Annotated in this window: 4 protein-coding genes and 1 pseudogene; 3 read left to right on the top strand and 2 right to left on the bottom strand. The window is 41.8% G+C overall.

Annotation, left to right across the window (positions count from 1 at the left end; all coding sequences use genetic code 11):
• The first annotated feature begins 127 nt into the window (after positions 1-127).
• From ACT5E3_RS11520 to tnpC, 3 genes and pseudogenes are all read left to right on the top strand, one after another.
• Positions 128-1,369: a DDE-type integrase/transposase/recombinase gene (locus tag ACT5E3_RS11520; protein ID WP_444998449.1), complete on the top strand. Its 1,242-nt coding sequence runs from the start codon at positions 128-130 to the stop codon at positions 1,367-1,369.
• The gene (locus ACT5E3_RS11515) at positions 1,366-2,172 is read left to right on the top strand and encodes an ExeA family protein (RefSeq protein WP_444994433.1); all 807 of its coding nucleotides are present in this window, start codon (positions 1,366-1,368) and stop codon (positions 2,170-2,172) included. The genes ACT5E3_RS11520 and ACT5E3_RS11515 overlap by 4 nt, the downstream gene beginning before the upstream one ends.
• Before the next feature lie 288 nt (positions 2,173-2,460).
• Positions 2,461-3,147: pseudogene (gene tnpC / locus ACT5E3_RS11510) on the top strand (IS66 family transposase); the annotation flags it as partial.
• Positions 3,148-3,349: 202 nt separating this feature from the next.
• On the opposite strand, the gene ACT5E3_RS11505 reads toward tnpC, so the two are convergent.
• Complete coding sequence (locus ACT5E3_RS11505; RefSeq protein ID WP_444998448.1) at positions 3,350-3,730, bottom strand: hypothetical protein; 381 nt, start codon at positions 3,728-3,730, stop codon at positions 3,350-3,352.
• Between the two features lie 14 nt (positions 3,731-3,744).
• Positions 3,745-14,406 carry an RHS repeat-associated core domain-containing protein gene (locus ACT5E3_RS11500; protein ID WP_444998447.1) on the bottom strand — a complete coding sequence of 3,554 codons (10,662 nt, stop codon included), beginning with the start codon at positions 14,404-14,406 and terminating at the stop codon, positions 3,745-3,747.
• Positions 14,407-14,450 lie beyond the last annotated feature (44 nt).

Genomic DNA, 14,450 nt, shown 5'->3' with positions numbered 1-14,450 from the left:
TGCGCGTTTATTTGCCGCCTTGATCGACTTCAAGCGAGTCAATCAACACTGCCACAAACTTTGTCACTCGAATCGCTTCGTTGCTTACTTTAGTCTCCTCGCTCCATTTTTTACCGGAGATATTTCTATGTCTGAATATTCTAAAAGACCACCACTTGAGATCCGCCTTAAAGTGCTGGCCGCGGTTGACTACGCACCCGGCAATAGCATTCGTCAACGTGTCCAGGCCGTTAGTTCACAAACCTTTTTTGAGCAAACTTCAGGCAAGCACTATCGCTTTACCTGGCGTACGATTAGTACCTGGTTGTACCGTTATAAAAAAAATGGTGTAACCACGCTTGAGCGAAAAGTTCGCGCCGACAAAAACACTCAGCGTAAAGTCTCTTTATCACAACTTGCTGAAGCGATTAACGAGGTATTACCCTCGCTACGACAAAACAAGGTCGGTCAAATCCCCAAAAGCACCCTCTATCGCTGCTTGCTGGAGCGCAATTATTTCTGTCGTCAACAACTAGCGCCTACAACTTTTTATCGCTTAATTCGCGATAATAACCTGCTGAGCAAAGAGACCGCGGAGAAGCTCCGTGTCGCTTTTGCTATGCAGTACGCCAATGAGCTGTGGCAGGCCGATACCATGCACGGACCGGCCATTTTGCAAGCCAATGGTCAATGGAAAAAAACCTTTCTGATCGCCTTTATCGACGATGCCAGTCGTCTTATTACTCACGCCGAGTTTTTCTACCACGACAACACCGAAAACATGATTGAAGCCTTTAAAAGCGCCTTGTTTAAACGCGGTAAACCAGAGCGACTTTACTTCGATAATGGTTCCAATTACAAGTCGAAGGAAATACTCCAGGCTTGCATCAGGCTCAACATTCGTCTCTCTCACGCTCCCGTTCGCGATGGGGCCGCCAAAGGTAAAATCGAACGCTTTTTTAGAGGGTTTCGTGATCGCTTTTTAGTCGTTAATCATTCGTTTAACTCGCTTGATGAACTCAACCAGAAAACCACAGACTGGATAGAAAGCCACTATAATAATCAACCTCACCAAGGCATACAAATGAAGCCTCTGGACAGGTTCAACCTTGACCATGCACGCATTCATTACCTACTTGATGATGAATATGCCGACGAAGTCTTTTTTGTTGAAGAAGAGCGCAAGGTCAGCTCGGTCAACGTATTTTCAATCCATGCGCAAAAGTTCGAATGCCCTGTCGATTTACGCGGTAAAACGATTCAAGTGCGTTTTGATCGCTCGCACAAAAACCGTTACGTACTCTACTACCAAAACCAACGCATGGGCGACGCCCTGCCACTTAACCTTTACTTTAACGCTAAGCAACCGCGTCAAGGAGTTTCACAATGATCAATGCTATCTTCGGCATTAGCCAAACACCGTTCAAACGTGAAAAACTTAACCTACTACCACAACAACAACGCATTGCCGACATTATTAAAATTCACGCGCAGCAAGGCGGATTTTCGGTAATCCTTGGTGAGCCGGGGGTCGGCAAAACCGTATTGCGAGAGTACATCGAGCGTCTTAACAATGAACGCGAATGCACCGTTGTCTCCTGCTCGCGCACCCTGCATACTTATCGGCAAATTCTCTGGCAACTGGCTGAATCTTTTAAAATTGAAACCAGCGAAAAACAGATTGAAAGCGACTTAATTCAAGCTGCCTTCGCGCAAGTGAGAGAGCGTAAAACCTTATACATTTTGATTGATGAAGCGCACTTACTCGATTTATCGGTGCTAAGAAAATTGCGTTTATTGTTCGAACGCTTTCCTAAAAATCATAACCTGGTGCTACTGGGTCAACCGGAACTATTACACTATCTATCACTCAGCACAAACAAAGACATTAAAAGCCGAATCACCTACTCTGCCAGCATTAAACCGCTTAATGATGAAGATATGGAGCGCTATATCGTCAAAGAATTGGAAAGTGCCAAGCTAGGCGTTAACACTTTCGACGAAGCTGCAATGGCCTTAATTATTCGCTCAAGTGAGGGCAACTTACGGCTCTGTAGAAACCTGTGTCTAGCCAGCCTTATCGAAGCGGCGAGAGAAACAAAAAAGTTGGTGACAATTACTCATGTTAATCACGTCCTCGTGCAACCGCATTGGCGATCGCACGAGGAATTGATCAAGCAGCAAGTCTCTTAATCAGAACTTCCAACGGCACTTTATAATGCTCGCTACGCGAGCATTAGAGCAAATTTTTACCGAGGGCGAAAGCCCTTTTTTTATGCAAAAATTGTTTTAAAAAAGTTATCCACAAAGTGTTCGATGACAATTTGGTACAGCGTACGACAATAGTTTGGCAAAGCTAAAATAGTGTACGACAATAGCGCGGTAAAACTGCTCAAATTTTAGTAAATTGTATGACGTATAATTTAGTAAAAAGTATGATGGTAAAAAAGTAATCTACACTCGCCTCAAGATAATGGGATACCGAATATGGTGTTGTTTGACTATCAAGCCAGTCGTCGTGGGCAGTGCGCTGTTGATTTTTTGCAGGACTTTAAAGGCTATTTGCAAGCGGATGGCTATGCGGGCTATGAACAAACCCAAGCCAAACTCGTGGGCTGTTGGGCCCATGCTAGACGTAAGTTTATTGAGGCAGAAAAAGTCCAGGGAAAAAATAAAACCGGTAAAGCTAACTGGGCCATTAGCCACATCAAAAAGCTGTATCGGATTGAAACGCAAATCAAGGCACTATCGTCCGATGAAAAATTGAATCAGCGGCAGGAAAAAGCTCTGCCGCTACTCAATCAGTTTAAAACGTGGCTGGATAAATCTGCCCTACAAGTCCCACCGAAATCCGCGATAGGCAAAGCCATTGCTTACAGTTTGAATCAATGGCCCAAACTCATTCGCTACACTGAAGATGGCCAACTGAATATTGATAACAACCGGGCTGAGCGGGCTATTAAACCGCTGGTCATTGGGCGTAAAAACTGGCTATTTGCCAATACCGCCAGAGGCGCACAAGCCAGTGCAACACTTTACAGTCTGATTGAAACCGCTAAAGCGAATGGACTCATTCCATTTGATTATCTGAACTATCTGCTGACTGAGTTACCGAGAGCGACCACCAACATTGAAGCATTAATGCCTTGGAATTTTAACAATAGATAAAATCGCTAGGTGGAATTAGCAGACGCTTACATTATACGATGAAAATTTTGGGAAAAGTTTCGATGGTAAATTGGTAATCTACATCTTATGACCGATAATTTGGGAAATTATACGACAGCAATTCGGACGGCTACACCAAATAACCACATTGGACATTCGGACAGGACAACAAAAAGTTACGACATCAATTCAGACGGCTACACTATTCCAAACGAGTTACAAACTCTTTAATCAATTCAACTTCGCGTTCCGATTTTTTCAAGTTTTTTATGACCGACTTTAAATGATACTTTAATAAGTCAAGTTTATCTTCTTCTGCAGGAATATACATCTCAATAATTTCCAAAAACTTCTTTACAGACATAAAAGAAAGAAAAACCTCGTAAGGCCGACTACTAGCAAATGGAGCTTTTTTTAAATAAGTTTTCGCTAATATTTTTTGCTGGCTTTTACTCCAAGATTTTAAAGGCAGATAAGCAAATACCTCCCCATAACTATCACTCTCAACAGGATATTCTTTACATAACCAATCACAGGCATCGTCAGTGCTAAGCTTTTTAAATTCTTCTTTATTCAGTTTCATTATTAACTTCCATCTCAATGAGCATCGAAAAGTTCAATTGGCAAATTAGCATTTTTATTTAAAAATACTGGTGGTTGATAATGGCCTGAATTATTAGTCCACTGGGTCAGTGTCCCACGACTTGAAGTAGTATTGTTAGGAAAAGTAATCGAACCTGCATAATTTACTTCCCCACCTTTACTTAACCCTAGGTGTGTCGAAAAATCAGGATTTGTATTCTGCCTTGCTACTCGAATAGTTCCATCTGGTAATGTTACAAAATCATAACTTCCAGACGGGGTTATCCTCTTACCATTTGCTCCCTGTAGCCAGTACCTGCCAGAACCATCTTGAACCAGTGTTCTTGGAGTAGTTTGTAAAACTGCGGGGTCAGTAGGAATTCTGTTAGTTAAAGTACCATTTTCTGTTAAATTTGGTACATCAACCTTATTTGAAACTCCCCTCCCCACCCTCAAAAATGGTATATCAGCCGACAACGCCGCCGCAATCAACGTCTTATTCGCCTGCGTCCTTAAATCTCGCGGAATACCATTCGAAACAACCAAATTCCTCGATGTCACTATATCATCAATTGTGCCTGCAATAAATTTCGTTATTGGACTTTCGTGAGGCATCATTTTTAATATTTCCGTATATCGATGAAAAATATTATTCTGCGCTCTCGCTCTGGCATGTTCCTTCGCTGAAACAATTGGTGTACCATCAATTATTCTTCGATTGCCAGCTCGGTACTGGTCAATTGAGCCCAATAAACTCCCTAACTGACCATCACCAACCAAGCTCTCTATACTCGCCCTTGCCTCTGCTGTCGTTTCTCCCTCCTCAACACTTACAATCGTCGATGGTAATATGTCAGCATCAGTACTAGATGCCATAATTAATCGAGCCATTATTGCAGTACCCACTTTCGATAGTACGCGGGTTCTGGTGCCGGGACTATTGAGATTTAAAGAGTTATTTTCCCAACGTGTCTCAATTTCATTACCCAAACCTTGTTGATTAATCATGTTTTCAAAGTCTGAGCTGGCAATTGAGTGCTCAGAGCCTCTCATCGCTGAATGATAAAAGTTAGAAAGTTCCCCTTCTCCAACCACATTTAAATGACCCGTTGGGTCCGTATAAACCGTCGGATTCCCATAAGCATACACATACTTATGCAAGCTCGGTGGTAAATCACTCATGCCCTCAAACGCATCCTGAGTCAAGAATTGACCTAACGTGGGATCATAGTATCTCGCTTTAAAATAATAAAGCCCGCTCTCTTCATCTTTTTCATGACCGGTAAAACCAAAGACATTGGCACTGGTTCCCGTTTGACTTCTGGCATTACCAAACGCATCATACTGATAACTGGCTTGAACGGTGCCGTCGGTTTTGGTTAAATTAACCGGGCTGCCTAAGGCATCAAACAAATAAAACTGCGCGCCTTCACTTTGGTGGGTTAAAGACAGTAGTCGGTTTGAGCCATAGTCGTATTTGGATAAGGTATTGCCATCGGCATCCGTTTGCATTAACACACTTTGATCATCATACACATAACGCTTAGTGGTGCTGATATTGTTTTCTACGGTAGTTTTAGCCACGCGCAAGCCTTGATAGTCATACAAAAACTGACCAATGCTTGAGCCACCCTGGGTGATTTCCTTTAACTGGTCGCGAACATCATAAGCATAGTTTTCTGTTTGCGAGATGCTTTGTTTTTTAATCCGATTACCGTTGTTATCGTAAGTGTAAGTCGCACTTTGATTGGTATCCAGATTATCCGTGACTTGAGTCACTTGGTTACGGCTGTTGTAAACAAAGGTTTTATTGATGACGGTTTGACCATTGGCCGTTTTCAATTCCGTTAAACGGTTGTAGTTTTTATCGTAAGTCAATTGTGTGGTTTCAATCACACTACCCGCAACTGAAATATCAGTTTGCGTTAAACGGTCATTCTCATCATAGTGATAGTCCGTGACTTCAACCAAAGCCCCTTGAGTTTCCGTTTGTTGTTCACGGTTACCGTTGGCATCGAGCACATAATCAAACTGTGATATCACCGAGGCATTTTGTAAGTTGCGAATACTTTTGGTTCGCCCCGCCCCATCATAAGTGGTTTGTGATTGCGTCCCATTAGGATAACTCACTTGCGTCTGACGACTGCTTCGGTCATAGGTGTACTCAGTAACGCCTTGTCCATTCGCCACATTCACCGCTCGATTGAGTGCATCATATTCATACCGGGTGACTTTATCATCGGCATCTTTCACGGTTTTGCGATTACCATTACTGTCGTAAGTGTAGCTAATGGTTTTACCATCTCCATTGGTGACACTGGTTTGACGGTCGAAGTTATCGTATTGATGGCTAGTGGTGCGAACATTGGCGCTGCTGCTACCATCGGTGTGAAAAGTTTCTGTGACACTGGTCAGGTTATTATTCTTATCATACCCGTACACCATTTTCACAATGTCATTGGCACTGGGGTTATCTGAGGCCGGATAATTCGTTTGTGTTTTTCGGTTTAGCTTATCATAAACATAAGTAATGATTTTACCGTTGGCATCAGTTAACTCGATTAAGTTACCGTTATCATCATACTCATAACCGACACTGATATCACCGGGATAAGTCATGCTAGCGCGACGATTAAGTTCATCATAAACAAAGGTTGTGGTATTCAATAACGCATCTTTTTGGGTTAAGCGATTACTATTGGCATCATAAGTATATTCTGTCACACCGATGTCAGGCGCAGTCATCGAAGCCAAACGACTGGCTTTATCATAAACGTAAGTCCAGGTATTTTCTTTCGGCAGCTTTTTAGTTAAACGATTACCATTGCCATCATAAGTGTATTCGGTGGTTTCCAGATTACCATTGGTTTCTTTCGTTAAGCGATTACGCAAGTCATAAGAGAAAGTACTCTCTCGACTTTCCGGATCAATCGCACTGACTCGGTTGCCCATTTCATCATAGGTGAAGCGACTAATCGCGGCCAGTGGATGGCTTTGTTGAGTCAGCTGGTTTAACCTGGAATAAATATAGGCGCTGCGATTACCATTCGCATCAGTCTCAAAAGCTTTATTACCGACAGCATCATATTCAACTGACAATAATTTCAAGCCATCTTTGGTCGTGGTTAACAAACGATTTTCTTTATCATAAGTGTAAGCCGTTACCGTACCTCGTTTGTCCACATCTGTCAGCTTGTTACCCACTTTGTCATAAGTGCTACTGGTTTCTTGTAATAAAGGATCAATCACTTTAGTTCGCTGATTCAGTGCATCATATTCAAACTGAGTGGTATTTTTTCGCTGGTCAACCTGAGTTAATGGGTTGCCCACTAAATCATAAGTCATTTCACTGGTAGTTAAGTCTGCATAAGTCGTTTTAACCAACCGATTTAATAAATCATATTCATACCCTGTGACATTTTTATTCGCGTCGGTATCGCTCGTTTTATTGTTGTAAATATCATAACTCACTTTGACTATGCGGTTTTCTGGTAGCTGCTGTTCAACCAAACGATTCAACTTGTCATAAACATTAACCGTTTGATTGCCATTAGCATCCGTTTCTGTTTTTAAATTGCTATTTTTATCATAAGTTTTAGTGGTTAATGTGCCTAAGTTATCTTCACTCTTAGTCAAACGATTCAGTTCATCGTAAGTGTTTTTAATCACGTTAGTATTCGCCAGATGAGTCTCTAACAAGTTGCCCACTTTGTCATAAACATAAGTGGTCTCTACATCATTAGCATCAATACTTTTAATCCTGCGATTTAACCCATCATATTCAAATTGAGTCGCATTCAGACGTGCATCAATAACCCGAGTAACATTCCCCACCGGATCATAAATAGTGCTACTCACATCACCATTGGCGTCGGTGACTTTAACCACACGGTTAATCGCATCGTATCCCCACTGCCGTTTTCCATTATTGGCATCCGTTTCACTAACTTTATTACCATTAAAATCATAAACAAATTGAGTAATACGTTGTAAGGGCTCTGTTTTTAAAATCAGGCGATTCATTGAATCATATTTAAAAACCGTTTCGCGATCTAACGCGTCAGTTTGGGTTAACAGGTTCCCCACTTTGTCATAAGTATAAGAAGCGTTGCTTTCTAACGGTGCGTTAATGGTGGTTAATCGGTTAAGTTCGTCATAAACATAAGATGTTGTTTGGCTACCAATAGTTTCCGATAACTTGTTACCAACCAAATCATAGGTATAACTCATTGTACGCGACTCAGGTTGCTCTACTTTGGTGAGTCGATCATTATCATCATAAGTATAAGTGGTCGTGTTTAAATTAAAATCCGTTTCAGTGATTTTATTGCCCATCCCATCATAGGTGAATTCTTGATAATCTTTTTCTGGAGTAGCATTGGTCACTTTGATTAAGCGGTTAGCTTTATCATAAGCGTATGTGGTTGTACGCTGATTGGCATCAGTTTCCGTTAGCTTGTTGCCATTGGCGTCATAAGTATAGCGAGTGATACCTTTTTCTAGCGAAGGATCTTCGCGAGCAATTAATCGTTGTAGTTCATCAAAGGTATTCAGTGTTTTTTTCTGATTGGCATCAGTCACACTGAGCGGTAAACCTAATACATTTCTTTCCGTTTTGGTGATGTTATTTAAGGCATCCGTTATTTGGGTCACATTGCCATAGCTGTCATATTGAAAGCGTGTGATGCTTCCATTTGTGTCAGTGGTTGAGCGCTTATCGCCAAAACTATTATAACTGTGCTTGATTTGCCCACCATCGGGATTTTTCACCAACACCAGGTTACCACGACTGTCATAGTCAAAGGTGGTGCTCTTACCATTTGGATCAGTGATTGATTTGATTCGGTTTTTGATCGCTTTACCATCACCCACAATAAACTTTGATGGCGGATAGTAAGTGGTTTCGGTTGTTACCTCTAACAGTTTATTTTCTGTTAAGCGATTACCATGCTCATCATAAGTGTAACTAATTTTATGGCCATTGGCATCTGTCGTTGAAGCAATTAATACGTCATCGGTGAGCCATTCGGTTTGCATGGAACCAATTGGCTTAGCCACATTCACCACCGCACCATATTGGTTATAAGTGTAATCGGTATCTAACTGTCGCGGGTTCGTCACTTGGGTGGTAAAACTGTCAAAGTTATAGGTAAACTCGGTACTTCCCACCTCAGGCTCTGTCACCTTGGTAATTAAAGAATAAGGGAAAGTTAAACCTGTCGTATTATCAATATTAAATTGAATCACTTGATCCTGATAGGTGTAAGTGTAGTCATAACCATTGGGATCAGTGTAAGTCAGCAGTTTATGTCTGGAAACTGGCGCATCAACCGCATAAGCATACTGTTCAACCCTGGCACCGCTATTGCGATTAACAGACACTAAGTTACCAAAGTTATCATATTCATACTGAACGGAAATGCCGCCTTCAAAATCAATTTGTGTGATAACTTCCAGACGTTTGGACTTAACTCCTGAAACAAATAACTGATACTCATAACTCAAGCGAATGGCTCGACCATTTGGCCCTGTCACCGCTAACAATTTGGCAGTCCCTGCACTGTTAGTATCATAAGTCAGTTCAATTCGGTTGTTGTTGGTATCTTCAATATATTCCAAATCCCAGTTTTTTCGACCGTAATTACGATAATGATAGCGAGTGCCATCTTTAGCGTAAAAATCAAAACTGTGATCTTCAACATTGTTAATTAATGTACCATGATAACCTTTTAATGGTTTCAATTGCCCATTGTCATCAGCCGCAAAACGATTACCGCCGCCAGTACCACCCAAAAGAACAATTTCACCACAGGCGGTAATATGCAGTTGGGCATGATAATTAAAGTTCCAGCCAACCCCTAAAGCGCCGGGAATACCATTGTTGTTGCTGTTGTAATAACGCCGAAATTCCAATGCTTGCCCACGCCCAGGAATACTTAAATCAGTGCTGGAGACTGATAAATTACCATTGGATACATTAACGCCTTTAACAAGCGTGTGACCCACAGGTAAGGTGTTTGTATTACTGATACTAACGACCAACTCACCGATCTTTTCCTCAATAACTCCGCTCGCGGTAGCCTCTGCGGTGAGCTTGGTTTGATAAAATCCATGTCCCAAAAGACCTAACGGGATCTCAACAGAATGTCTCCCTTTGGGATAAACCACGTTCTCAACCAGCTTTTTGCCATCAATGTCCAGTGTCATTTTGGCTTCAACGTTAATTTCAAACTCGTATAATCCACTGGTCAAACAACTGCGGTTATTCACTGCGTCAAATTCAGCGCCAATTCGCAATAAACTGCTAAAATTATTCAACATCAAATCAGGGTTTAATTCTTCTCGTTGACTAAAGTATTTGATGATTGGTGAGTAAATGGGTAACGCTTGCCGTTCCGATTTAATTTCAAAATCGCTATTGCGATTAAGCACTAGCTGCATCTGATATTGCGCATCAGGATCGTAGTAAAAACCTTGCGGTAAATTAACTTCTCCACTGTTCGATAAACTGGAACCAATCAATGAAGTGTATAGTTCACCATCCTTTAATATATCCACACTAACGCTCAGCGCTTCATAAGCAGCGGGTAAAATGCTGTATTGAACGGTTGTATCTGACACTGATGTATTATAACGATTCAATAACATACCACTGGTGCCAGAAGTTGGATCAATCACACTGTCTATTTTGGCTGCTACCGCATAAACTTTGGTTGGCGTTTGCTGGCCTGAACGAGCAACATAATCTTTTTGGATTAAACGCCCCAAAAGATCTTCTAGCACAGTCACTTCAAGGTAAACATTATGCACCCCAGGTGTTGAACCAACCGTTATTTTAGAGGAGAAAAGCTCGCCATCTAAATAAGCGGGTGTCATACTCGCACCGTTATCGGCAACAAATTTTCCTTGTCCTGGTAAAGTTTTGCGCTGAATATTTTCTGGGTGCGGAGAATAACTGAAATAGGTGTAGCGAGTTTTAATCGGCACTTTAACCTGTTCGCCCGGTTTAGCCGCAATCACCGATTTGTCATTGGCGTTTCTAATATAAAAGCCGGAATAACCGATCCCCCACAAATCTGCGTTGCAGGATTGTTCAGCTTCAAAAGGATAGTTAAGCGTGGTTCCCGCCCCTTTAATTTCAACGGGGTAACGGGTTGATTCTGTTTTTCCCAAAACCACCAACAGACCTGTTGGTTGATGAGTCGTTTTAAAATTCAGGTTCGCTTTTTTCTCTTCACCAATCATCAACTGACCGGGTTGAACCGAAGGTAATGGTTGAATATCTGCTTCTTCAGGCTGATATTGACTACAAGGATTATATTCAGCTGTCATGCTGGCACTGACATCCACATTAGAAACCGGATTGCCATATTGATCGAGCGCTAAAATGGAAAGCGCCCCCGCGACCGTATCACCTGAACCAATAAAATCATCGGGCGGATTTAAACTGCTCAGGCTGACCGCTTCATCAGCAAATGCCAATGCGAAAAAAGGTTGTGACAGTGAAACAGGCTCAGCCCCATTAATCGAGGCTGACACTGAATTTAAACCCGTTTTAGATAAATATTGATCGCCCTGGTTTTGTCGTTGATAAAGCGGATTAACACTCGTTGACTGACCCAATGTTAAAGTGACTCGTGCTAATCCATATTGATCACTGAATACCCTATCGTTGTCCAAACTACCGCCGCCAGTGGTCTTAAAATGAACCTCGGCACCTTGCACCGGAATGCCTTTTTTATCTTTGACCTGAACGATAAACTGTCTTTCCAGCGGCTTTCCAACAGTGCCTTTGATGTAACCGGGATCAATATATTTTACAATTGAATACACAGCATCAGGATTGTTATTGGGCTCAGGAGAATTAACCGCATCCAATGCTTGTTGCAACCAATCAAGGATCCAGTCAGAGCCAACTAAAGTGGTGCTACCTCCCGCCAATCCGCCGGCAATAAAATAGCCTGCACCACCATTGAGATCATTAACTATCCATACAGAGCCAGACCAGGCATTGTGGGTCACCATAGTTTGTGGAATGGTCACCTCAAATCCTTGAGCTACCCAGTTTTGCACATCTTGGATAACATTGGCGGGATGAACCAACAACGGCAGTTGACTGCTGGCATTGGTTGAATTAATCGTTAACACAGGTTGATTATTACTATTGGCAATTTGGATCCCTTTGTCTGCCGAAATACTATCGACTTTAAAAAGATCTTCAAAAATTTCATGTTCTAAAGTCGATCCATGCAGTGCGCTTAAACGAATAAAATCTTTGTTTTTTTGTTTTGCTTGCGCTGGGCTGATATTTTCACTGAATTGTTGATCAGATGTTTGGCGAGCGAGCGGATAGGCCATACGAAAACCTGCATCCAGTGTCACCGCATTCCACTGAAGTTGTTGCGGCTCACCAAACAAGGTTTCCACTTTCATTTCATTGCTGACTAAGTTAAATGACGGCAGCGGTCGTACAACAGCGACATTGAGTAGTTTTGCAAATTCTTCTTCTGCCGCTGTCCAGCGTTTATTATATTCCAGGCCAACGTCGCTCAAAATTCTTGCGCCAGTAAACTCTGTATCTGCTGGATCATCGGTGAGTAGAGGAAAACTTTTTTCTCCGGTAGCAATTGTGATGGCGTGATAACTACCTGAAAGTAACTGGTGTTTAAGCAACGCTTTACCCGCAGGACTAATAAGCTCGACATCAAATCGGTGCAATACACCTGCTCCGATGGCATTTTCAGCAACCAATAATTTTCTACCATTGAGTTTTATTTCAGGTCTTAAATTAATCAGATAAGCAGGTACTAAGTCTAAGCCGCCGTATAAATTGGTGAGATCATGATCATCAATCGTGGCAGGCATATAAGACAAAGTAACTCGTCGATTAATCAGCTGAGATAAAGCGATGGTTTTATCCATTAAAATAGCATCGTTATCATTCACACCGCCCCGCGCGACAAAACGGACTTTTTGTTTAAATTGATCGGATAATTCAGGCTCTTCACTATCAACAGCAACCACCGATACCGGTAATGTATTAGGAATTAAACCAATCTGAGAAGGCTTGATTTCAATCGCACCTAGCTGCTCCTCATACGTCGCTTCTTCGGGATGAGCACTTAAATAATAATTAATCGTTTCATTAAGTTGTGAGTGAATACTCGTCATTTGGCGGCTAGCAAGGTAATGATTAATACTTGCATCAATATTGATAGCAGCCTTATCAATCAGATCGCTGGCGGGTTTAACCTGATAAGCTTTTAATGCAGGCATCAATGGCAACCACTGTTCACCGGAACGATCAACGACGGCCCCACGGTAGTTGTTATAAGGAACGTACGCACTAACCCAGGTATACTCCAACTTAAAGGCTGCAACTTTACCGCCGCGAACCACTGTAGAGTAAGCAACACCAGCCGCATCGAGTACAGCAATAGCCTGCTCGGCAGTAGTTAAACCCAGATTGGCATTAACCGATTCTACCGTTAACTCAACCACGCCATGAACATAGCGACTTGCCAAACCACTGGCGCGAAATAACGCAATCAGTAAACTGGCTTGATCAACATCATTACCACTTAATTGCAATAAGGTGCCTTCAGCGCCTTTACTGGCACCAACATACCATTCTGTTTTTATCTGATTATGCACAAAATCATAAATTTTAATATAGTCATGCTCTAACGCTTGCGCTTTTAACAAGATCGCTTCTGATAACGGTGCTTCACTGGTGGAATGGAGATCTTCACTGGTTGGCAGATCATCGGACTCATAACTGGGCACAATCGACACCGTTGAGCCAGGCGAACGTCTGGCAAAAACGGCCTGACGATAAGGTAGTTGACTACGTAAAATTCTCACTGCCGGGGAAGATATTTCAGCATTGAGCAATTGCCTGGTTTGATTGATTACCGATTGTAATTGAGTATTTGAAGGGTGAGTTAATGCGTTTTTATCGGTGCTAGTGTCAGCAGATAATGCTTTTCGGTATTCATTGATTAAAGGTTTCAACGGCGTCAAAATCGCCGACATTTTTTCCTGATAATTTTGCTGAGACTGTTGCAATTGCTCAATAAAAACCGCACCACCATTAACATTTTGAAGTTTTGATAACTGAATTTGATAACTTTCATTACGCATCAAATGGGCAGCCATTAAATCATCATAGCTGTTTAATAGTGACTGAATTTGAGTGTCGTTGATTTTTACAGGGTTTGTCGAAAAATAGTTTAATTTGTTTTCCAGATTTTTAATTTTGCGATTAAAATAAGAAACGTTTTGATAATTGGGTTTCCCCCCAGACGCTGACTGTCGGCGCGAAAGTAAATTAGCATTTAGTTCAAGTGCTGTCATCGACTGTCTTGCTGCTATTTGTGCTTGCCACTGTTGTTGAATCGCTTGTGCAGACAATGATTCTGGTTGGTTTTCTTTTTCTGACACTTTGTTTTTCAAATCTGCGTTTTTCAAATCTGCGCTTTCTAATGCGGCGCTTTTTGATGTAGCACTTTTTGATATAGCAGCTTGTGTAACTTCTGTTTTCACCACCAGTTTTTGCGCAGTAACACTTTGAGCAACTGTGCTATTTGAAGCAAGTTGAAAAAAGATACCACAACCAATCATTATCATGATTGAAAACCGTTTAACCACTTGCCGTGTATGCTTAACTACTTCCATAAATCCCATGCGAAACTACTGCACCTTCAGTTTATTGATTGACA

It is taken from the genome of Aliikangiella litoralis (assembly GCF_052495765.1).
The sequence above is the reverse complement of the archived record's forward strand: the minus strand, read 5'-3'. Positions and strand labels throughout refer to the sequence as shown.